At 65.5% G+C, this 21,987-nt stretch carries 19 protein-coding genes; 10 read left to right on the top strand and 9 right to left on the bottom strand.

Features of this window, described 5'->3' with window-relative positions:
- Window positions 1-128: 128 nt before the first annotated feature.
- Genes NKJ17_RS24225 through tsaD form a run of 3 tightly spaced genes read right to left on the bottom strand, consistent with a single transcriptional unit; the run spans window position 129 to window position 2,544 of the window.
- Entirely contained in the window at window positions 129-425 is a 297-nt protein-coding gene (locus NKJ17_RS24225; protein WP_352509118.1) for a YciI-like protein, read from the bottom strand.
- 26 nt (window positions 426-451) lie between these two features.
- Window positions 452-1,462, bottom strand: coding sequence for an NAD(P)H-dependent glycerol-3-phosphate dehydrogenase (locus NKJ17_RS24220; RefSeq protein WP_352509117.1), 1,011 nt, complete (start codon window positions 1,460-1,462; stop codon window positions 452-454).
- A complete protein-coding gene (gene tsaD / locus NKJ17_RS24215; protein WP_352509123.1) occupies window positions 1,459-2,544 on the bottom strand; it encodes a tRNA (adenosine(37)-N6)-threonylcarbamoyltransferase complex transferase subunit TsaD in 1,086 nt (361 codons plus the stop codon). The genes NKJ17_RS24220 and tsaD overlap by 4 nt, the downstream gene beginning before the upstream one ends.
- 101 nt (window positions 2,545-2,645) lie before the next feature.
- Between tsaD and hemC the strand changes: the two genes are divergently transcribed.
- From hemC to NKJ17_RS24185, 6 genes are all read left to right on the top strand, one after another.
- The gene (gene hemC, locus NKJ17_RS24210) at window positions 2,646-3,572 is read left to right on the top strand and encodes a hydroxymethylbilane synthase (protein ID WP_352509116.1); all 927 of its coding nucleotides are present in this window, start codon (window positions 2,646-2,648) and stop codon (window positions 3,570-3,572) included.
- A 1-nt stretch (window position 3,573) separates the two neighbouring features.
- Complete coding sequence (locus NKJ17_RS24205) at window positions 3,574-4,281, top strand: uroporphyrinogen-III synthase (RefSeq protein ID WP_352509115.1); 708 nt, start codon at window positions 3,574-3,576, stop codon at window positions 4,279-4,281.
- 502 nt (window positions 4,282-4,783) lie between these two features.
- The gene (locus NKJ17_RS24200) at window positions 4,784-6,304 is read left to right on the top strand and encodes a COG4223 family protein (protein WP_352690294.1); all 1,521 of its coding nucleotides are present in this window, start codon (window positions 4,784-4,786) and stop codon (window positions 6,302-6,304) included.
- An 8-nt stretch (window positions 6,305-6,312) separates the two neighbouring features.
- On the top strand, window positions 6,313-7,929 hold the full coding sequence (locus NKJ17_RS24195; protein ID WP_254817793.1) for a heme biosynthesis protein HemY: 1,617 nt from the start codon (window positions 6,313-6,315) through the stop codon (window positions 7,927-7,929).
- Window positions 7,930-7,968: 39 nt separating this feature from the next.
- Window positions 7,969-8,448 carry a tellurite resistance TerB family protein gene (locus NKJ17_RS24190; protein WP_352509112.1) on the top strand — a complete coding sequence of 160 codons (480 nt, stop codon included), beginning with the start codon at window positions 7,969-7,971 and terminating at the stop codon, window positions 8,446-8,448.
- A gap of 18 nt (window positions 8,449-8,466) precedes the next feature.
- Window positions 8,467-9,183 (top strand): glutamine amidotransferase, encoded by a 717-nt coding sequence (locus NKJ17_RS24185; protein WP_352690292.1) that lies wholly within the window; start codon window positions 8,467-8,469, stop codon window positions 9,181-9,183.
- Here NKJ17_RS24185 and NKJ17_RS24180 read toward each other — a convergent pair whose 3' ends face one another.
- The 6 genes from NKJ17_RS24180 to NKJ17_RS24155 form a co-directional block, all read right to left on the bottom strand.
- A complete protein-coding gene (locus tag NKJ17_RS24180; RefSeq protein ID WP_352690290.1) occupies window positions 9,184-10,425 on the bottom strand; it encodes an MFS transporter in 1,242 nt (413 codons plus the stop codon).
- A gap of 550 nt (window positions 10,426-10,975) precedes the next feature.
- Window positions 10,976-11,440, bottom strand: a complete 465-nt coding sequence (locus tag NKJ17_RS24175; RefSeq protein WP_352479997.1) for a Ros/MucR family transcriptional regulator — start codon at window positions 11,438-11,440, stop codon at window positions 10,976-10,978.
- A 163-nt stretch (window positions 11,441-11,603) separates the two neighbouring features.
- Complete coding sequence (locus tag NKJ17_RS24170) at window positions 11,604-12,308, bottom strand: ROK family protein (RefSeq protein ID WP_352690288.1); 705 nt, start codon at window positions 12,306-12,308, stop codon at window positions 11,604-11,606.
- Between the two features lie 19 nt (window positions 12,309-12,327).
- Window positions 12,328-13,704 (bottom strand): glucose-6-phosphate dehydrogenase, encoded by a 1,377-nt coding sequence (gene zwf / locus NKJ17_RS24165; RefSeq protein WP_352690285.1) that lies wholly within the window; start codon window positions 13,702-13,704, stop codon window positions 12,328-12,330.
- A 22-nt stretch (window positions 13,705-13,726) separates the two neighbouring features.
- Window positions 13,727-14,743, bottom strand: a complete 1,017-nt coding sequence (gene gnd / locus NKJ17_RS24160; RefSeq protein WP_352649406.1) for a phosphogluconate dehydrogenase (NAD(+)-dependent, decarboxylating) — start codon at window positions 14,741-14,743, stop codon at window positions 13,727-13,729.
- Between the two features lie 14 nt (window positions 14,744-14,757).
- On the bottom strand, window positions 14,758-17,184 hold the full coding sequence (locus NKJ17_RS24155; RefSeq protein ID WP_352690283.1) for a glucan 1,4-alpha-glucosidase: 2,427 nt from the start codon (window positions 17,182-17,184) through the stop codon (window positions 14,758-14,760).
- Between the two features lie 212 nt (window positions 17,185-17,396).
- Here NKJ17_RS24155 and NKJ17_RS24150 point away from each other — a divergent pair, with 212 nt between their 5' ends.
- The 4 genes from NKJ17_RS24150 (at window position 17,397) to NKJ17_RS24135 (ending at window position 21,904) form a co-directional block, all read left to right on the top strand.
- Window positions 17,397-18,410 (top strand): ABC transporter substrate-binding protein, encoded by a 1,014-nt coding sequence (locus NKJ17_RS24150; RefSeq protein WP_254817784.1) that lies wholly within the window; start codon window positions 17,397-17,399, stop codon window positions 18,408-18,410.
- A 74-nt stretch (window positions 18,411-18,484) separates the two neighbouring features.
- Complete coding sequence (locus NKJ17_RS24145) at window positions 18,485-19,978, top strand: sugar ABC transporter ATP-binding protein (protein WP_352690306.1); 1,494 nt, start codon at window positions 18,485-18,487, stop codon at window positions 19,976-19,978.
- Between the two features lies 1 nt (window position 19,979).
- Entirely contained in the window at window positions 19,980-20,954 is a 975-nt protein-coding gene (locus NKJ17_RS24140; protein ID WP_352690281.1) for an ABC transporter permease, read from the top strand.
- A 2-nt stretch (window positions 20,955-20,956) separates the two neighbouring features.
- The gene (locus NKJ17_RS24135) at window positions 20,957-21,904 is read left to right on the top strand and encodes an ABC transporter permease (protein ID WP_023678189.1); all 948 of its coding nucleotides are present in this window, start codon (window positions 20,957-20,959) and stop codon (window positions 21,902-21,904) included.
- The last annotated feature ends 83 nt before the right edge of the window (window positions 21,905-21,987 follow it).

The raw sequence follows: 21,987 nt of genomic DNA, 5'->3' as shown, positions 1-21,987 counted from the left end.
GCTCCTCCTCAGGTGCCGCCGCGACTAAAAGCGCGTCGCGTTCGACCGGCCTCATGCGACGCGCTTTAGGTTCTTGTTGTATGCATGTCGCTATCACAAAACCGCTGCACACTTTTGCGCGACATGCATCAGATATCCGCCGGCTTGTTGAAACTCCAGTTCCACTGCCGGATTTCGACGCTTTCGAACAGCCCTGCCTTGGTATAGGGGTCGGCCGCCGACAGGGCTTTTGCCGCAGCCAGATCAGGCGCCTCGACAACGGCGAGAGTGCCGTTCGGCTTGCCGTCGGCGTCGAGGAACGGGCCGGCGAAGGCCAATTTCTTGTCGCCGTTCAGCCCTTCCAGGAAGGCAAGGTGCTTGGGCCGCGTATCGAGCCGCACCTGCAGCCTTCCTGGCTTGTCCTTGCAAATCAACGCAAACAGCATCTTTCCATCTCCGCAATCGTTCGCGATCACATGTCGGTTTCGGTCTTGAGTGGCCTTGTCATCAACGCCGACACAGCCTGGTCTATGGTTATGGTGCCGTCCAGTATGGCGGCGACGGCGGCGATGATCGGCGCGTCGATCCGGCGCTCGCCGGCGATGCGGGCGGCGATTGCCGCCGTCGGCACGCCTTCGGCCAAAGGCAAGCCGGCAAGCGGCTTGCCTTGCCCCAGCGCCAGCCCATAGGCGAAATTGCGCGACTGCGCGGACGAGCAGGTGAGCAGCAGGTCGCCGAGGCCGGAAAGCCCCATCAGCGTCTCCGGCTTGGCGCCAAAGGCGGCGCCGATGCGGCGCAATTCGACGAAGCCGCGCGTCACCATCGCCGCCTGGGCGCTGGCACCGAGCCCGGCGCCGGTGACGGCACCCGCGGCAATGGCAAAGACGTTCTTCAGCGCGCCGCCGATCTCGACGCCGATTAGATCGTCGCTCGAATAACAGCGCAGATTTTCCGCCGAAAAGCGGGCGGCAAGGTCGGTGGCCAGAGCCTCGTCGCGGGCGGCGACCACGACGGCCGTCGGCAGGCCCCTGGCGACGTCGGTGGCAAAGCTTGGGCCGGACAAAGCGGCGACCGGATTTGCCGGCAGTATTTCCTCGGTGATGGACGATAGCAGCGCGCCGGTGTCGCGCTCGATGCCCTTGGCGCAGAGGACCAGCGGGACGCCTTTCGGCATATGGCTGGACGCGGCCGTCAGCATAATCCGCAACGATTGCGCCGGCGCTACCGCCAGAACGCAGTCGGCACCGTCGAGCGCCGCCTCGATGTCGCTCGTCGCCACGATGCCGGGATCGAGCGCGATGCCCGGCAGATAGCGCGGATTTTCGCCACGGTCGACCGCCGCGACGGTCTCCGGGTCGCGCGCATAGAGGCGGACGAAATGACCGGCGCGCAGCGTGGCCAGCGCCAGCGCCGTGCCCCAGGCGCCGCCGCCGAGCACGGCGACGCGCCAGCCGCTTGGCGCCTTGTGCTCGCTGCCGGTCATGCCTTGGCCCCACGCCGGCCCGAGCCGACCATCGGGGCCGAGATGCTGTCCAGCGGCCAGCGCGAGCGCGGCACGAGATCGGCGGCGTTTTCACCTGATATGCCGGCGCGCAGGCGCTCGATGCCGGCCCAGGCGATCATCGCCGCATTGTCGGTGCAGAGGTTGAGCGGCGGCGCGACGAAGCTGAACCCGGCCTGCTCGCAAAGACTCTGCAATGTCGCCTTGATGGTCCGATTGGCGGCCACGCCGCCGGCGACAACCAATGCAGGCTCGGCTTTGTCCGGGAATTGCTGACGGAACCGGGTCAGCGCCCGCGCAACACGGTCGCCCAGCGCATCCGCCACCGCCGCCTGGAACGAGGCGCAGATATCGGCAACATCCTGATCGCTCAGCGGGGCGATCGCGGTTGCCGCCTGGCGCACCGCGGTCTTGAGGCCGGAGAAGGAAAAATCGGGCTGCACCGAGCCCTTCATCGGGCGCGGAAAGGCGAAACGCGTCGCGTCACCGGTTGCCGCCGCCTTCTCGACATTCGGTCCGCCCGGATAGGGCAGGCCGAGCATCTTGGCCGTCTTGTCGAAGGCCTCGCCAAGCGCGTCATCGATCGTCGTCGCCCAGCGCTGGTAGTCGCCGACGCCGCGTACGGCGACGATCTGGGTATGACCGCCGGAGACCAGCAGCAAGAGGTAGGGAAAGTCGAGCCCGTCGATCAATCTGGCCGTCAGCGCGTGACCTTCGAGATGGTTGATGGCGATCAGCGGTTTTTTGGCTGCCGCGGCGATTGCTTTGGCCGTCATCAGGCCGACGATCAGCCCGCCGACAAGACCGGGACCGGCGGTGGCGGCAATCGCATCGATATCGGCGAGGTCGACGCCGGAATCGGCGAGCGCTGCTTCGATGATGCCGTCGAGCGCCTCGACATGGGCGCGCGCGGCGATCTCCGGCACGACGCCGCCGAAAGCGGCATGCTCCTCGATCTGGCTGAGCACGATGTTCGACAGGATTTGCGGCGTGCTGCGACCGTCCAGCGCCACCACGCTGGCGGCGGTCTCGTCGCAACTCGTCTCGATGCCCAGAACGCGGATCAATTCGTCGCTGTCCAAAAATCGTACAGATTGTACTGTCGGCCTTTCCCCGATAGGAGAAAACCCGAAAACCTGCCGGGGGTTATCACGGACGGCGCGTCATGCAAACAACCTTGAAAATCGGAACACGCGGCAGCCCGCTGGCGCTGGCGCAGGCGCATGAAACGCAGGCGCGACTGATGGCGGCGCATGGCATGCCGGCGGAAGCTTTCGAGGTGGTCGTCATCTCGACCAGCGGCGACCGCATCCAGGACCGGCCGCTGTCGGAAGCCGGCGGCAAGGGCCTGTTCACCAAGGAGATCGAGGAGGCGCTGCTGGCGCGCCGCATCGACATCGCCGTGCATTCGTCGAAGGACATGCCGACGCTGTTGCCCGAGGGGCTGGAACTGTCCGCGTTCCTACCGCGCGAAGACGCGCGCGATGCCTTCATCGGCAAGGCGGCGCGAACGATTGCCGGCCTGCCGCAAGGCGCCAGGGTCGGTTCGTCGTCGCTGCGGCGCCAGGCGCTGATCCGGCGGATGCGGCCGGACGTCGAAGTGGTGATGTTTCGCGGCAATGTGCAGACGCGGCTGCGCAAGCTCGACGACGGCATCGCCGACGGCACCATCCTCGCCTATGCCGGGCTGAAGCGGCTCGGGCTCGAAGACGTGGTCACCGACCTGATGCCGCTCGAGGTCTTTCCGCCGGCGCCGGGGCAAGGCGCGATCTGCATCGAAAGCCGCATCGGAGACCGCGACGTGGAACAGATGCTGGCAGCGATCCACGACGGGCCGACCGGCGAGGCGCTGGCCTGCGAGCGCGCCTTCCTGGCGGCGCTCGACGGGTCCTGCCGCACGCCGATCGCCGGACATGCGACGATATCGGGCGGAACGGTTTCCTTTGCCGGGCTGATCATCTCGCCCGATGGCACGCAGTCGCATGAAGTCAGGCTGCAAGGGCCGGCGCAGGAGGCGGCGCGCATTGGCGCGGAAGCCGCGGCGACCGTTCGGGCCAGGGCCGGCGAAACATTCTTCGATGGCTGGACCTGACATGCTCCGCGTCCTTGTGACGAGGCCCGAACCGGGCGCGTCGCGCACGGGGCGCCGGCTTGCGGATGCCGGCTTTCAGCCGATCCTGCTGCCATTGACCGGAACCGTGGCGCTGCCGGTCGATGCCGGCGCGCTCGCTGACGCCGCGGCGGTCGCGGTCACCAGCGCCAATGCCGTTCGCCATGCGCCGAAAGAGGTCATCGCGGCGCTCGCCGGCTTGCCGTGCCACGCCGTCGGCAGGAAGACGGCGGAAGCCGCCCGCGCTGCCGGGTTTCTGTCGGTCAGCGAAGGCCCGGGCAATGCCGAGGCGCTGGCCGATGCGCTTGCTGGCGGTTACGCGGGGCAGACGATCGTCTATCTCTGCGGGCGAGTGCGATTTCCCGGCTTCGAGGAAGGGCTGTTGGCGTCGGGCGTTCAGGTCCGCGCCGTCGAGACCTACGACACCGTTGTCCTGGATTACTCCGACGAGGCCGTTCTTGCGCGCCTGTCCGCCCAGCCGGTCGAGGCGGTGCTGCTCTATTCGGCCAAGGCGGCCACCGCTATGCAGGCCCTGGCTAGCCGGCCGGCGCTGCGTGGTGTTTTTGAAAAAACGCGCTTTTTCGGATTATCGGGGCGCATCGCCGCGGCGTTGGGCGACGTCGCCGAGATCCGGATTGCGCCTGAGCCCAGCGAGGATGCGCTGCTGGGACTTTTGCAGGCGCCGCGCTGACCGGCATCCGCCGCTGCTCTGTGCCAGCTTGTTCCAAACGTTGGCGCCGCCCCTCACCTGCCTGCCGGCATCCTCTCCCCGTATAGTGACGGGGAGAGGGTGCCTTCGCCGAGGATTTCGCCAACCTCCAGCGTTGCAGAAGAAGCGTCGAGACTCGTGAGAGCCCTTCTCCCCGTCACTGTACGGGGAGAAGGGCCCGGCAGGGCGATGAGGGGCAGTGCCAACGTGGATGACTGCGCTCGGGGCACATTTTGTTCTTGCTTTGTGCCGGCAGCTATGCTACTAATTTGGTTATGGTGCTAATTGGCTCCAACGACCCGCCCGCCGAGGCGGGTTTTTTGTGTGCCGAGCATGGGCCTTGGCTTGACACGTGGATTCGGCCCTGCGGCGTTTTGCCAAAACTGAACTCCAAGCCGTGGCGTCATCACGCCGCCCCTTTTCACCGCTTGGTGATGTGCTAGACCCTTCAAACCATCCGAAGCGAATTTTGCGGAGCCCGAGCATGGTCAAGACGCCGAAGATGCGGCATTCCAAGAGCCGCCGTGAGCCGGTGACCATCGAGCTCGAGCCCGGCGCCGTCTCGCGAGTCGCCGCCGAACAGGAGGCCGGCAAACAGCAGCCAGACAGTGCAGAGTCAGCGGGGGCGCAAACCGACGAGGCGAAAGCCGAGGAAGCGGCGAACGCCTCGCAGCCCGAGCCGCCTGAAGAGCCGGTGCATGCCGACCAGACCGATCTCGAGCCGTGGGAACATGCCGACGCAGCCGCGCCGGCCGGCACGCAAGAGCCGGCGGACGCCGGCGCCGATCCTACCAGGGAAACGGAAACCTCTTATCCCGCCGGTTCGGATGCGCCGGCCGGGCGCTCCACGGCTTCCGACTACAGTTTCGAAGATGCATCCAGCCCAACCGGGGTCAACGAACCGGGGATCCCAGGCTCCGGCGAGAAGACAGCTGAGGCGAGGGACGACCATATGGCAGCGCAGCCGAAGCGGAGCGGCATCAGCGGCATCGCCGCCGGTATTGTCGGCGGCGTCATCGCGCTCGCCGCCGCCGGCGGGCTGCAATTTGCCGGCCTGCTCGGTGCGCCGGGGTCGGGCGGCGTGTCGCTCGACGCGGTCAATGGCGAGATCGTTTCGCTGAAACGCGAGGTCGCGGACCTCAGACAGGCCGACGCCAACAATGACGCCTCGGCCAAGGTGGACGGGCTGTCGTCGGCGCTGGACCAGGTCAGGGCGGACGTCGCGGCGTTGAAGTCGACGGTCGAACAAGGCGGCGCCGGCGACAATGCCGGGCTGGCGGCACTTGGCGACAAGGTCCGGCAGATCGAGCAGGCGGTCGCGGCCCTCGGCAAGGCCGGCGGCACGGCGCCGGTCGATCTCGGCCCGCTCAACGAAAGGCTGGCCGCGCTCGACGCCTTGGTGAAGTCAGCCGGCGAAACGGCAAAGGCGCAGGAAGGCCGGCTTGCGGCCCTGGAACAGTCGGTTTCCCAGCTCTCGGGCAAGGTCGATGCACAGGCTTCGCAGCCGAAGATCGCGCTGGCCATTGCCGCCTCGGCGCTCAAGGCTGCGCTCGACCGAGGTGCGCCGTTCGCAGCCGAACTCGAAACCTTTGCCGCGATCTCACCGGATGCGCCCGAGATCGCGACGCTGCGCGCCTATGCCGAAAAGGGGGTGCCGACGCGGGCCGAGATTGCCGCCGAAGCGGACGCCGCCGCCAACGCCATGGTCGCTGCCGCAATGCCTGTCGACCAGAATGCCGGCATCCTGCAAAAGCTGCTGTCGAGCGCCGAATCGCTGGTCAAGGTCAGGCCGATCGGCGCCGTCGAAGGCACCGGCGTCCCGGAAACCGTTGCCCGTATGGAGGTCGCGGTCAATCAGGGTGACTACGCCAAGGCGCTCAGTGAATACGAAGCCCTGCCTGAGGCGGCCAAGGCCGCCGGCGCCGACTTTGCCGGGAAACTGAAAGCGCGGATGGAGGTCGAGACACAGATCGATTCGCTCATCGCCGGCGCGATGAAGGCGTGAGGAACCCAATGATCCGCATCCTCGCATTCCTTGCCGTCGTCTTTGCGCTCGGGCTCGGCTTCGCCTGGCTGGCCGACCGGCCGGGTGAAATGCTCGTTACCTTCAACGGCTATCAATACCAGGTCAGCCTGATGGTCGCGGCGGTGGCGGTCGTTGCCGTGGTTGCCGCGGTGATGATCGTCTGGTGGCTGGTCAAGGCGCTGTGGAACAGTCCCTATACGATCTCGCGCTATTTCCGCGTGCGTCGCCGCGACCGCGGCTATCAGGCGCTGTCGACCGGGATGATCGCCGCTGGCGCCGGTGACGGCGCGCTCGCCCGCAAGAAGACCAAGGAAGCGGCAAAGCTGATCCGCTCCGACCAGGAGCCGCTGATCCAGCTGCTCGACGCGCAGGCCTCGCTGCTCGAAGGCGACCATGAAGGCGCCCGCGAAAAGTTCGAGACCATGCTCGACGATCCCGAAATGCGGCTGCTCGGCCTGCGCGGGCTTTATCTCGAGGCCGAGCGGCTCGGCGACCGCAACGCAGCCCGCCACTATGCCGGCCGGGCCGCGGCGGTAGCGCCGCAACTGGCCTGGGCGGCCGAATCGACGTTGGAAGACCTGACCGGGCGTGGCGACTGGGATGGCGCGCTGAAACTGGTCGATGCCCAGAAGTCGACCCGGCAGATCGAGCGCGATGCGGCCAACCGGCGTCGCGCCGTGCTGCTGACTGCCAAGGCGCAGGCGCTGATCGACAGCGATGCCAATGCTGCAAGGGCAGCGGCGCTCGAAGCCAACCGGCTGCGGCCGGATTTCGCACCGGCGGCGGTCGTCGCGGCGAAATTGCTGTTTCGGCAGAACGACGTGCGCAAAGGCTCGAAAATCCTCGAGGCGGCGTGGAAGGCCGAGCCGCACCCGGAGATCGCGGAGCTCTATGTCCATGCCAGGCCGGGCGATGCCGTGCTCGACCGGCTGAACCGGGCAAAGAAGCTGCAGGAGCTGAAGAAGAATCATGCCGAGTCCTCGCTGGCCGTGGCGCGCGCCGCGCTCGATGCGCAGGATTTTGCAACCGCCCGCCGCGAGGCGGAAGCCGCCATCCGCATGGATCGCCGCGAAGGCGCCTATCTGCTGCTGGCCGACATCGAGGAGGCCGAGAGCGGTGACCAGGGCAAGGTGCGGCAGTTGCTGTCGAAGGCGGTGAGAGCGCCGCGCGACCCGGCCTGGGTCGCCGACGGCGTCGTCTCCGAACGCTGGGCTCCGGTATCGCCGATCACCGGCAGGCTCGACGCATTCGAATGGCGGGCGCCGATGGAGCGGCTCGGCCAGTTGATCGACAGCCATGAAGAGACTCCGGAGGGACCGATGCCGGCCATCGCGGCTCCAGCCAAACCGGTACAGGAAACAGCCGAGGCGATCGAGCACACAGCCGTTGCTGCCGAGACACCGGGCACAGCGACCGAAGTGAGGACCGAAAACCGTGCCGCCGAGGATCATGTGACACCAATCACCGCGGCGGCGTTTGCCCAAGTGCCGGAAGATGCCGAAGCCGTCGAGCCGGCGCAGGAGCTGACGCGGCTGCCCGACGATCCCGGCGTCGATCCCGACGACGCGGCGGACAAATCGACGCGCCGGTTTCGTTTGTTCTGATCAGGGTCGAGTGGACCCGGGCTTATTGGGAATGATTTAATGTTCGAACGCGTTTTGTCGTTTCTAAGGGATCTGCCGTCCGGTGGTGGCGCCAGCCCCAGCGCCGACGATCCGCGCGTTGCCGCGTCCGCCCTGCTTTTCCACGTGATGAACGCCGACGGGGTGCGCCAGGATACCGAATGGGAGCGGTTCAAGAAGGTGCTGGCGGAAAGCTACTCGATCAGCGGCGACGAACTCGACGCGTTGGCGGCTGCCGGCGAGCGGGCCGACAATGAGGCGATCGACCTCTACGCCTTCACCAGCGTACTCAAGCGCCATCTCGACGCCGAGGCGCGAAAGGCCTTCATCGGTCTGATGTGGGAGATCGTCTATGCCGATGGCGAGCTGCACGAACTCGAGGACAATACCGTCTGGCGGGTCGCCGAGCTGATCGGCGTCGAACGTCGCGACCGTGTCGAGGCGCGCCTCAAGGCGGCCGCCGCGGCTCCTGGTGCTGCCGGAACGTCAAGCGACGAATAGACAGGGTCCAGCCTTCCAATGCCGCCCAAGCCAAGCCCGAGACCAAAGATCCTGATCGTGCTGCATCAGGAGCATTCGAGCCCCGGACGGGTCGGCCATATGCTTATCGAGGAAGGCTTCGACCTCGACATTCGCCGACCGCCGCTCGGCGAGGCCTTACCGCAGACGCTGGATGGACATGCCGGCGCGGTGGTGTTCGGCGGCCCGATGAGCGCCAATGACGGCGACGAGTTCGTCCGCCGCGAGACCGACTGGCTTAAAATTCCGCTCAACGAGAACCGGCCGCTGCTTGGCATCTGCCTCGGCGCGCAAATGCTGGTCAAGCATCTTGGCGGCAGGGTCGAGGGCCACGGTGAGGGCCTCGTCGAAATCGGCTGGTATCCGCTTAAGGCGACCGAAGCGGGCAGCAGGCTGATGCATTGGCCGGAAATGGTCTATCAATTCCATCGCGAGGGCTTTTCGCTGCCGAAGGACGCGACGCTTTTGGCGACGGCCGAAACCTATCCCAACCAGGCCTTCCGCTATGGCGACAATGCCTGGGGCATCCAGTTCCATGGCGAATTGACCCGGGCGATGATGCAGCGCTGGGTGGTGCGCGGCGCGCACCGCTTCGAACTGCCCGGCGCACAGCCCGGCCGCGACCATCTCGGCGGCCGGCTGATCTGGGACATGCACCTCAAGCGCTGGCTCAGCGAGTTCCTGCCGATGATTTTCGGCAAGCCGGCGCTGCGGTAATCAGTTTCGCCCCTTGAGATGACGCACCTTGCGCAGTTGCGGGAACAGCACCGCCCATAGCCCGGCGACAGCGATCGCCCCGACACCGCCGACCACCACGGCCGGAACCGTGCCGATCAGCGCGGCCATGGTGCCGGCGCGGAATTCGCCGAGCTCATTCGAGGCGCCGACAAACACCTGGTTGACGGCGTTGACGCGGCCGCGAACGTCGTCCGGCGTCCACAGCTGGATCAGCGTCTCGCGGATATAGACGCTGAACATGTCGGTGGCGCCGAGCAAGGCGAGAGCAGCGATCGACAGCCAGGTGATGGTCGAGAGGCCGAACAGGACGGTGAACGCGCCGAACAGCGCAACGAAGCCAAGCATGACAAGGCCGGCATGGTTGCGGATCGGGTGTCCGGCCAGCCAGATGGCGACGCAGATGGCGCCGACGCCGGGCGCCGAGCGCAACAGGCCGAGCCCCCACGGGCCGAGTTCGAGGATATCGCGCGCGTAGACCGGCAGCAGCGCCGAGGCGCCGGACAGGAGCACCGCGAACAGGTCGAGCGAAATCGCGCCGAGCACGATCTTTTCGCTCCAGATATAGCCGAAGCCGGCGAACAGGGTCTGTACCGTCGGCCTGTCGGTCCTGCTGCGCTGGGCAGGCTTCGGGATGGTGAAGATCAGCACGGCGGCAATGAGCATCAGCACGGCCGCTGTGGTGTAGGCAGCTTCGGCCGAAAGCCCATAGAGCAGGCCGCCGGCGACCGGCCCGACGATGGTTGCCGTCTGCCAGGCGGACGAGTTCCAGGCGATGGCGTTGGCGAAATCCTCAGGCGGCACCAGATTGGCGAACAGCGATGACGAGGCCGGCCCGAAGAAGGCGCGCGCAATGCCGAACATGGCGAGCACGATGAAGACCGGCATCGGCCCGGAGAGGCCGCGCAGCGTCAGCAGCAGGAGGGCCAAGGCGCAGCCCGCCTCGACCAGCACCGCCAGCGCCATGATCAGCCGGCGCCCGAAACGGTCGGCAACGTCGCCGGTGACCAGCACCAGCAGCAGCGAAGGCAGGAACTGGACGATGCCGACAAGGCCGAGGTCGAACGGGTCGCGGGTCAAATCGTAGATCTGCCAGCCGACGGCCACCGACACGATCTGGGTGGAGAATGTCGAGAGGAAGCGCGCCGCCCAATAGCTCAGGAACGGCCGGTGGCGAAAGGCGGCATAGCGCTGGTCGGATGGTACTTGGGATTCTGCGGTCATGGAATAAGGCCCCGTGGCGGCGATGTCGGCCGGCGGGGCACTTCCACGATGGGCGCTGGTCCGGCCAAGAGAGCCTTTAGCGCAGTTCGGCGCAAGGCGCGCGCAAAAATCCGGCCTGGATCAAGGAATTTCGGGCTACCATGCTAATTGCATATGGCAAACGCGCTCGGCGGAGGTGGAGAGGTTATTTGGCGCACAGGTCGAGTTCCTTCGCGCCCCCCCTCTGTCCTGCCGGACATCTCCCCCTCAAGGGGGGAGATTGGACGTCCCGACGGCTTTCGCCAACCTCCAGCGTCAAAGGCGATTCCTGCGTTTAAAGAGACGACTGGCGAGGTAGCCAATCTCCCCACTAGAGGGGGAGATGTCCGGCAGGACAGAGGGGGGCGCTGTCCCTCTGGTACCAAAAAATTCCGCACCTTCGCCACGCGGAGAAAGTCGCAGCATGGATACCAAGGTTTCCACGACGTCGCTTCGCTGGGGATAACGAAGCGCGCTCCCACGCCTGCCCACGTGGTATCGCTGAAGGATCAAACCTGCTCCCGCCTTGGTATCAAGCCGTCGCCTTGGCCTTCCTGCCCCGGCTCTTGACGGGCGCGGGCGGGGCGGCTTTGCGGCCGAGGCCGATCGCCTTGGCCAGCTGCGAACGCGAGGCCGCGTAGTTGGGAGCGACCATCGGGTAGTCCGACGGCAGGCCCCATTTGGCGCGGTAGGCGTCTGGCGTCAGCCCGAAATGAACGCCGATATGGCGCTTCAAGGATTTGAACTTCTTGCCGTCCTCGAGACAGATGATGTAGTCCGGCGTCACCGATTTCTTGGGATTGACGGCAGGCGTCAGCGGCGCGGCGACCGGCACTGCCGGTTGCCCCAGCCCACCTATGGAAGCGCTGACGCTGGCGATGAGATCGCCGAGGCCGGAAGCCGGCAAGCGGTTCTTCTCGACATATGCGGAGACGATATGGGCGGTCAGCTCGAGCAGGTCGATGTCTTTGCGAGCGTTGTTGTTGTCGTCGGTCAATCTATCTCTCCGTCCGTGGGGTCGCAGAAATTCCTAATCGGCAAATCTGCGCAATGCAATGACGCCGCACCACGTCACACATTATTTTGAATTATAATATTAACGGCAGCGCGGGATTAACAACCCTGAGCCGGTGCTCGATAATATCAGACAATCAGCAATATCAGATAATCAGGGATTTGTCGCGCCACAGTCGAAATCCGCCTTCGAAGGCGCGTGTGTTGTCGCCGCGTCTGCAATCGGCGGGCAAGTCGGTGAGTTCATCGACATTGCCGCCGCCGATGACCACGTAATCCGGCTGCATGGCGGTGCGAAGCCGGTCGACGACGTCGAAGACGTATTTGCGCCATTTCTTCTTGCCGCGCTTTTGCAGCCCGCGTTCGCCGACATAGTCTTCGAAACTGCCGCGCTTCTTGTAGGGAAGATGGGCAAGCTCCATCGGCTGCACGACGTTATCGACGATCATCGCGGCCCCAAGGCCGGTGCCGAGGCCAAGGAACAGCATGCGGCCGCCTTCATAACTGCCGACGGCCTGCATCAGCGCATCGTTGACGACCTTCACCGGCTTGCCGAACTCAGCGGCGAAATCGCAGCCGACCCAGCCTTTGCCGAGATTGGCCGGTTCGGTCAAAGGCCGGTTGTGGTGCACGGGACCCGGATAGCCCATCGAGACGACATCGTAGTGCAGCCCTTCGGCGAGCGTCTTCACCGCAGCGACCATCTGCTGCGGCGTCAGCTCCGGTCCGGAAGCGGTCTTGCGCTCCTCTGCGCCGGCGCTGGTGCGGATCTTGACGTGCGAGCCGCCGATGTCGATCGCAAGCACGATCTGTTCGGCGTCGGGTGCCGGTCGCTTCACCGCTTTGGCCATCGCTTTCGCCTCCCACAAATCATTTCGCCGGATTGATCCAGCCGTTCGGCGGCCCGAATCCAGCCATGGCTTCGGCCGGCCCCCAGGTCTTTGGCGCGTAGACAGGCGGCGGCGTGGTGTCGCCGAGCACCGGGCCGACGATGCGCCAGGCGAGCTCGCTGGCGTCCTGGCGGGTGAACAGCTGGCCGTTGCCGTTCATGGCGTCGCCGATCAACCGCTCGTAAGGCGGCATGTCGCCCTTCGAATCGTCGAGCGCGGTGAGCTCAACCTGTTCGCCGACCATGTCGTCGCCGGGTGCCTTGCGCCGGGCTCCGATCGAGATCGCCACTTGCGGATCGATGCGGAAGCGCACGTGATTGCAGTCGCCAGGTTTGATTGGATCGAAGACGTCGAGCGGCGGCCGCTTCAGCCGCACGATGACCTCGGTGGCGTGTACCGGCAGGGACTTGCCGGCGCGGATGAAGAACGGCACATCCTGCCAGCGCCAGGTATCGACGAAAAAGCGCACCGCCGCGAAGGTCTCGACCGGCGAGTTCGGCGCCACGCCCGGCTCGTTGAGATAGCCGTCGAACTGGCCGCGCACGACATCGTCCCTGGTCAGCGTCCGGATCGCCCGCAGCACCTGCACCTTCTCGTCGATCAGATCGTCGGCCGAGCGGCCGACCGGGGGCTCCATGGCGAGCAGCAAGAGGATGTTGAGCAGGTGGTTTTCGATGACGTCGCGGATGCAGCCGACCTCATCATAGAAGCGGCCGCGGCCCTCGACACCGAAATCCTCGGCCATGGTGATCTGCACGCTCTCGACGAAGTTGCGGTTCCAGATCGGCTCGAGGAAGGAATTGGCGAAGCGGAAATAGAGCAGGTTCTGGATCGCCTCCTTGCCAAGATAGTGGTCGATGCGAAAGATCGACTTCTCGTCGAAGACCAGATGCAGCACTCGGTTCAGCCAGCGCGCCGATTGCAGATCGTGGCCGAACGGCTTTTCGACCATCAGGCGTGCGCCCTGGGCGGCGCCCGACTGTTCCAGCCCCTGGACGACCACCTCGAACATCGCCGGCGGCACCGCCAGATAGTGCAGCGGCCGCTCAGCGCTGCCGAGCGCGGTCTTCAGCTTCTCGAAGGTCGCAGGCGCCCGGTAGTCGCCGCTGACATAGCGAAGCAGCGAGGCAAGCCTGGCGAAGATCTTCTCGTCGATGCTGCCGATGGCATTGACGATACCGTCGCGGGCGCGCGCCTGCAGCTTGGCGAGATCCCAGGGATCGAAGGCGACGCCGATCACCGGCTCGTTCAGCGTTCCCTTGGCCACCATGGCGTAGAGGGCGGGAAAGATCTTCTTGTGGGCGAGATCGCCGGTGGCGCCGAAAAGCACCCGCGTGTCGGACCGTTCCTGGCTCATGGGCGTGCCTCCCTGTCGCCCGTCACGAGCCGGCCTTCGGTTTTTCGACATGACCGCCAAAGGCATAGCGCATGGCGGACAGAAGCTTGTCGGCAAATTCGGACTCGCCTTGCGAGGAGAACCTGTCGAACAGCGCCGACGACAGCACCGGCGCCGGCACGCCGGTGTCGATCGCCGCCTTCAGCGTCCAGCGGCCTTCGCCGGAATCCGATACCCGTCCGCCGAACTGCGTCAGCGCCGAATCGGCCTTCAACACGCCTGCCGTCAGGTCGAGCAGCCACGAGCCGATGACGCTGCCATGCCGCCAGACCTCGGCCACTTCGGCGATGTCAATGTCGAACTGGTAATATTGCGGGTTTTCCAGCGGGCTGGTTTCGGCGTCGGCGGTGCGCTGCCGTTTGCCGGCATTCGCCGACTTCAGGATGTTCATGCCTTCGGCATAGGCGGCCATGACACCATATTCGATGCCGTTATGGACCATCTTGACGAAATGGCCGGCGCCGCTTGGCCCGCAATGCAGATAGCCGAAGGGAGCGGTTCCGGCGTCCTTGCCGGGGGCAGGCGAAGCGGCGTCGGCGCCGGGCGCCAGCGTGGCGAAGATCGGATCGAGATGCTGGACCGCGCTGTCAGGGCCGCCGATCATCAGGCAGTAGCCGCGCTCGAGGCCCCAGACGCCGCCGCTGGTGCCGACATCGACATAGCTCAAGCCTTTCAAGGCCAGGCGCGCGGCGTGGTCGACGGCCTCATGATAATAGGAGTTGCCGCCGTCGATGATGATGTCCCCGGGCTCCATCAGGGCGGCCACCTGGTCGACGATCCGGCCGGTGATCGCCGCAGGCAGCATCAGCCAGGCGCTGCGCGGCTTCGTCAGCTTGCCGACGAAGTCCTCCATCGAGGCGGCTCCGACCGCGCCGGCGGTCACAAGCGCCGCGACGCTCGCCGGGTTGATGTCGTAGACGACGCATTCGTGGCCATCGCGCAGCAGGCGCCGAACCATGTTGGCGCCCATCCTGCCCAGTCCCATCATTCCTATCTGCATGGTCTCGTCCTGCCTTACTTGAGGGATCGATGATCTAGTGGCTGTGACGCATCGTCGATACCAACGGAAAAGTCGACATTCTCCCAACGGCTGGCATCGGACCAGAAGAATGTGAAGACAATGCTATTGCCCGGAGCGGCGTCGGCAACCGGCAACTCCGCGAGATAGATGCCGAAAAGGTTCGCGGCGGTCCCGGTGTCATGGACGGTAGCCCAATTGTCGCTGCTCCAATGAACCACCGCCCGGGCCAGAACTTCGATGCGCAGCGCCTTGCCTGCCGGGATGGTACGGATCTTGTGGTTGAAGCGCCATGCCCTGAGGCGCGACACCGTTCTGCCCTCGATATAGCGCTTGACGCCTTGTGGCGGCATGTCGAAGACGGCGCCGTCGCGGAGCGAACGCAGCAGCTTGATGTGCTCGGAATGCGCCCAAACCAGCGGCTTGGCGCTGCCGGAGGGGCCGCCATGCCGCAATTCGCGCTCCGGCATGTCTGGACCATCCCAGACCTGCTCCGGCAGCAGGCCGCCCGGCCCGGCGGAGCCCTCAAACGTCGCGAGCAGGCTTGCCGCTTTGTCCTTGCGCCCCGCCGCCAGCTCGTAATGCGCGCGCTCGCCGACCAGCAGCGGCCTGGGCCGGCCCTGGCCGGTTCCATCGAAGGGCGCGCCGTCCGCATGCTCACCGTAGCCGTCGCCGTTGTAGCGGTACCAGAGCGGCCCCTGCGGCAGCTCGCAACGCAATTGCGCGTCGATCACCTTGACCGTGTCGAGGATGCGCGGATCGTCGGCCGCCCTGAGGCCGAAACGGACCAGCGCCAGCGCGTCGGGGCTGACGATCGCCTTGGCCGGCCGGTCCGTATCGGCCGGCGGGCGGTTCTTGATCGGGACGTAGCCGTCTTTCGGCGATGCCGCGCCGGCTTTGTCGGGCGGCGCAATGCGGACATAGTAGCCCTCGACGCCGGCTTCATCGCCCGAGGAGCTACCGGCGACGTAGGTCCAGCGCTCGATCTGATCGTTCCAGACATCGGCGGTTTCGCGCAGGTAGTTTGCCGGCTCTGTTTTGCTGGCGGCATCGAACATGTCCGCAGCCGCTAGCAATGCGGCGATCTCGACGGCAAGCGTGAACGGGCTGTAGCCGGCGTCCTCTTCCCAGCGGTCTTCGCCGGTGACGGGGCCGTTGCGCACGACGTAGGAGGCCGCGCGCTCGATCATCGGCATGAAGGAGGAGAGTACCGCAGGCGGCAAATGCCCGGCGCGGCGCAGCGCGTCGGCGAGCAGCAGCGGGAAGGCGCATTCGTCCATCTGGATGCCCGGCCAATAGGCCGAACCGTCGAGCCAGGCGTTCTGCGGCCAATGCCCGTCCGGCTGCTGGATCGAGCGCAGATAGCCAAGGATGCGCAAGGCTTCCGCCGGGTCGCCGGCGGCGAGGAAACCGCCGGCGGTTTCGACCAGATCGCGCGGCCAGACCAGGTGATAGCCGCCCAGATCGTCGTCGCCCTTGTTGAAGCCCCACGGGATCGACAGGCTGGCGACGGCTGCTCCGGTCGACGAGCGGTGTGCCGCCAGCACCGCAGTGCTGATGCGGTAGGGATTGAGGCCGAACGCCGCTTGCCGGTCCAGCGGCAGCAAACCGGCCTGCCATTGGCGCCATTTTTGACCATAGGATCTGACCGCGGGCTCAAAACCTTGCCTCAGGCTGGCAAAAGCGGTTTCCGCCGCCTGTTGCGGTGTCGTGCCGAAGCCGAGCGCCAGCAATATTTTTGGATTCGCGGCCGAAAAGCCGATCTCGCCGGTCAGCGCGACATTGCCATCCTCGGCCCTGCGGCAGGCCGGATCGAGCCGGCCGCCTTGACGAAGCTGCTGCCAGCCGTCGGAGGCGCCGACATAGCCGGCCGAGCACGCCTTCCACGGCAGCGACGAGGCGAGCGCCAGGCAGACGCCGCGTCCCGATGCAAACAGGACAGGCTGTCCTTCATGGCCGTCGATCCAGGCGGTGTTGCCCATGCCGGCGTTGACGAGGTGCGGCGCCAGCAGCGCGTAGACGCGGTAGTCGGCGGCCGCGCCTTTGAGCCGCGTGAAAATGATCTCTTGCAGCACGACGGGACGTTCCGGATCCGTAATGATCCGCTTTTGGATCCGATAGCTTCCATCGGCCGCGGTGTTGACCAGCCGATAGGCAGGCACCCCGTCCTCGAGCGGTTCGATGCTGTGCTCGGCGTCTCGCTTTTCTTCCGAGAAATAGCCGTCGGGTCCGGTGACGATCAGCCCCAGATCGCGGGTGCAGGCGCTGTCGAGGCGGGGATAGTAGATCTCGTTGAGAATGCCGTGACTGATGGTGAACCAGATCGGGCAGGCCGGCGAGAGCGCAGTGCCGACGCCGCTCTTGGCGCTCGAGGTCCAGCGCGCCGGAATGCCGGGTGCACCCGGGGCAAGGTTCGCTGCCATTCAAATCGGTCTCCAGTGCCATCCCTAGACCAGGAGCCGAACCGTTTTCAATGATTGCACCGCAAGTTGATCGCCGGCCATGGATTGCTGTTGACAGCTTGTCGCCCATCTGCATTTGTCTGATAATAGATAAAAAACAGCGTTGTGAGCGTATCAGCCATCAGCCAGCCATTAGCCACCAGTAAGACAGCAACTCACGGGAGGAGTATGACATGAAGAAAATATTCGTTTTGGGCGCCCTTGCGGCGATGCTCGCCTCGGGCACCGCGCTTGCCGACACCAGCGGCAAGAAAATCGCCTTCTCCAACAATTACGCCGGCAATTCCTGGCGGCAGGCGATGCTGGACAGCTACGCCATCGTCACCAAGAAGGCGGTTGCCGACAAGGTGGTCGGCGCCGCGGACGTCTTCACGACGGCCGACAAGGAAGTGCCGACGCAAGCAGCGCAAGTGCAGAACCTGATCCTGCAGGGGTATGATGCCATCGTCATCAACGCGGCGTCTCCGGATGCCCTCAACGGCGCCATCAAGCAGGCCTGCGACGCCGGCATCGTCGTCGTCTCGTTCGACGGCATCGTCACCGAACCCTGCGCCTACCGCGTCGTCGTCGACTTCAAGGACATGGGCAAGCAGGAAGTCGAACAGATGGCCAAGTTCCAGCCCAAGGGTGGCAATCTCCTGGAAATCCGCGGTCTCGCCGGCACCTCGATCGACGACGCCATCCACGCCGGCATCCTCGAGGGTGTCGCTGCCCATCCCGAGTTCAAGATCGTCGGCTCGGTGACCGGCGACTGGGACCAGACAACGGCACAGAAAGCCGTCGCAACGATCCTGCCGTCGCTGCCGGATGTTGTCGGGGTCGTCGACCAGGGCGGTGACGGCTACGGCGCGGCGCAGGCTTTCGCCGCCGCCGGCAAGCCGCGCCCGACCATCATCATGGGCAATCGCCAGGACGAATTGCAGTGGTGGAAGGAGCAGAAGGAAAAGGACGGTTACCAGACCTGGTCGGCATCGATCGCACCGGGCGTATCGACGCTTGCCTTCTGGGTGGCGCAGCAGGTGCTCGACGGCCGCACCGACGTGCCGCACGACTTGCTGGTTCCCTATCTTGCCTTCACACAGGATGATTTCGAGGCCGCGCTGCCGAAGATTCCGAAGGGCGGCGTCGCCAGCCACGAATACACGCAGGAAGACGCCATCGCGGCGATCAAGGCCAACATCAAGTGAGCATGGCACTATTGTTGCCGCCACGGATAACCGGGTATCGTTGAGGGATGCCCGAGGCCAATGCAGACATCATCATGCCGGACGGCGCCGAAAAGCTTTTCGGCGCCGTCAGTTTGGACATCATAAGACTGGACGGAGCTGAAAAACATTTCGGCGCCGTCAGGGCGCTCGCCGGTGTCGATTTCAGCGTTCGTGCCGGAGAATGCGTCGGTCTCGTCGGCCATAACGGGGCCGGAAAATCGACGCTCATGCATATGGTGGCGGGCACGCTTGCCCCCGACAGCGGGCAGATCGCGGTCCGCGGCGGTGTCGAGGCAAGTTATTCGGTGCCGCGCGCACAGCAGCTCGGCATCCGTTGTGTTTTCCAGGAACTATCGCTCTGCCCGAACCTCAGCGTCGCCGAGAACACGCGGATCAACCACGCGTCGCTTAATGGCTTCGGCTGGCGGCGCAAGGCGGCCGATCTGATCGCCGCCAAGCTCGACGAGATTTTTCCCGGCCACAGCATCTCGGCATCCGACATCGTCGGTGATCTTTCCATCACCAGCCGGCAAATGGTGGAGGTGGCGCGCGCCTTCACGGTCACGCAGGAGCCGCTCGAACTGGTCATCCTCGACGAGCCGACATCCTCGCTCGATGCGCATACCGCCGGCCAGCTGCTGGCGTTCGTGCGCCGCTTCGTAGCCGCCGGCAAGAGCTGCATCCTGATCTCGCATGTGCTCGGCGAAGTGCTCGGAAATGCCGACCGCATCGTCGTGATGCGCGACGGCAAGGTCGTCGCCGCCGGGGAGGCCGATCAATTCGACCGCGACAGGCTGGTGACGGCGATGGGCGGAGCTGCGGCACGCGAGAAGGCCGCCGCAGAGATTGCGAGCGGCAAGCCGGAGCCCGGTCCGCTGCGGGTCCGGGCGCGGCCGGCGCGACAGCAGGACGGCAGCGAGCTTGTTGCCCGTGCCGGTGAGATCATCGGCCTTGCCGGACTTGCCGGGCATGGGCAGACCGATCTTTTGCTGGCGATCTTTGCGGCGGCTTCCCGCGCCAGGACCGGCATCGAGGTCACCGCCCCGGTGGCGCTGGTTGCCGGCGACCGCCAGTCGGACGGGATTTTTCCGCAGTGGTCGATTGCCGAGAACATCGGCATCCGTTCGCTGGCGCGATTGCGCAACGGCCTCTTGATCTCGCCGCACCGCGAAGCCGAGCTCGCCGAGTTGTGGCAGCGGAAAATCGGCATTCGTACGCCGGACATGAACAACAACATCTTCTCGCTGTCCGGCGGCAACCAGCAGAAGGCGCTGTTCGCGCGGGCGCTCGGCTCCGACGCCAAGATCGTGCTGATGGACGATCCGATGCGCGGCGTCGACATCGGAACCAAGCTCGAAGTTTACGACCTGGTGCGCGAGGAGGCTCGCCATGGCCGCACTTTCCTCTGGTACACCACCGAAACCGAAGAGCTCGACAATTGCGACCATATCTATGTGTTCAAGAACGGCCGGATCGTCGCCAACCTTCGTCGCGACGAACTGACGGAGGAAAAAATCATCCAGTCATCGTTCGGCGAGGCGGCCTGAGATGACAGCGGCATCCGTTGAGAATGGGCTAAGATCTTCGGCTCGCGCCACGAGACGGGCGCGTATGCTGCGCAGCCTGCTGCCGGCACTGTCGCTGGCGCTGGTGCTCATCGCTATCGCCTGGCTCAACCCGCGCGCCATCAGCTATTTCGGCTTCAGCCTGATGCTCAATCTGGCGATCCCGATCGCACTGGCGACGATCGCGCAGATGTTCGTCATCGCCGGCAATGAGCTCGATCTGTCGATCGGCACCTTTGTCGGCTTCGTCGGCTGTGTGACGGCGACGTGGCTGAAGGACGCGCCGCTGCTCGGCGTCGTTATCCTGCTCGGGTCGATCGGCGTCTACGCGCTGCTCGGCGCGCTGATCCACCTGCGCAACCTGCCCTCTATCGTGGTGACGCTCGGCATGAGTTTCGTCTGGCAGGGCCTGGCCATCCTCATCCTGCCCAAACCCGGCGGCAAGGCGCCGGACTGGCTGCTGGCGCTGATGGCCTTCAAACCACCCTTCATTCCGTTCCCGATCATCGCGGCATTGCTGATTGCGGCCGTCGTCCACTTTGGCCTGATGCGCACCTCGTATGGCGTCATCCTGCGTGGATCGGGCGGCAATTCAGCCGCACTCAAGCGCGCCGGCTGGTCGCTGCTGCGCACCAAGATCGCGCTGTTTGCGCTGACCGGTCTGTTCGGCGTTTTGTCCGGCATGGCGCTGATCGGCATCACCACCTCGGCCGATGCCAATATCGGCAATGGCTACACGCTGCTTTCGATCGCCGGCGTCATCCTCGGCGGCGGCGAGTTCGTCGGCGGCCGGGTGTCGCCGATCGGCGCCGTCATCGGCGCGCTGACGCTGGCTCTGGCCGCATCGCCGCTCTTGACCTTCATGCACATTCCGCCCGACTGGCAGGTCGCCGCCAATGGCGCCATCCTGATCATCGTGCTGGCAGCGCGGGTGCTGATCAGCCGCAGGGAGAGGTGAGCATGGCTTCGCTGCGGACCCTGCTCGCCAGACCCTGGATCTGGTCATTCTTCGGGGCGCTGCTGGTGTGGCTGGCGACCATCGCCTTCACCGGCGGCTATGGCGGCGGCGGCATGATCACGGCGGCGCTGTCGCTCGCCGTCTTCACCGTCATTGTCGGCGTCGGCCAGATGTTCGTCATCACGCTCGGGCCGGGCAATGTCGACTTGTCGCTGCCGGCCAACATCGGCCTTGCCAGCGCCGTCGCCATGAAGGTCATGGACGGCAATGATGCGATGATTGCGGTCGGGCTGCTGGCCGCGCTTGCCTGCGGCATGGCGATCGGCGCCGTCAACTATCTGCTGATCTGGGCGCTGCGCATTCCGCCGATCATCGCGACGCTGTCGGCCAGTTTCGTTATCCAGTCGGTCGATATCAGCTATGGGCGCGGCCTGCAGATCAAGCCGCCGCCGGGCTTTGCCGACTTCACCAACTGGCAGGTGTTCGGCATCCCGGTGCTGGCGATCCTCACCGTGCTGTTCACCATCGGCGCCGGCATCGTTTTGCAGCGCATGATCTACGGACGCTCGGTGTTGGCGATCGGCCAGAACATCCGCGCCGCCTGGCTGGCCGGCGTCAATGTCGGCCGCACCCGCTTCCTCACCTACACGCTGTCGGGCGCGCTCGGCGGCCTCGACGGCGCACTGCTCGCCGGCTATTTCCGCGGCGCCAATGTCGACATCGGCAATGAGTATCTGCTGGCCTCGATCGCGGTCGTCGTCATCGGCGGCACGTCGGTAGCTGGCGGCAAGGCCAACGTGCCGGGGGTCTGGGGCGCGGCGCTGTTTCTCGTGCTGCTGTTGACCATGCTCAACACATTCGGCGTCAGCGTCGGCGTCCGCCTGGTGCTGACAGGGCTGATCATCGTCGGCGTCATCACCGCCGCCGGTGGGCAGAAGGCGCTGCGCTAAGGCAAGGCACCCGGCGGCGAGGGGATAACGATCCGGCCCGCAAAACACGTGGTTCCCATCCGCATGCCAGCGCTGTAAATCCC

Origin of the sequence: Mesorhizobium sp. M0208 (genome assembly GCF_040322015.1) — a bacterium.
Taxonomy (GTDB): Bacteria; Pseudomonadota; Alphaproteobacteria; order Rhizobiales; family Rhizobiaceae; genus Mesorhizobium.
This window is presented reverse-complemented; position numbering and strand designations above follow the sequence as displayed.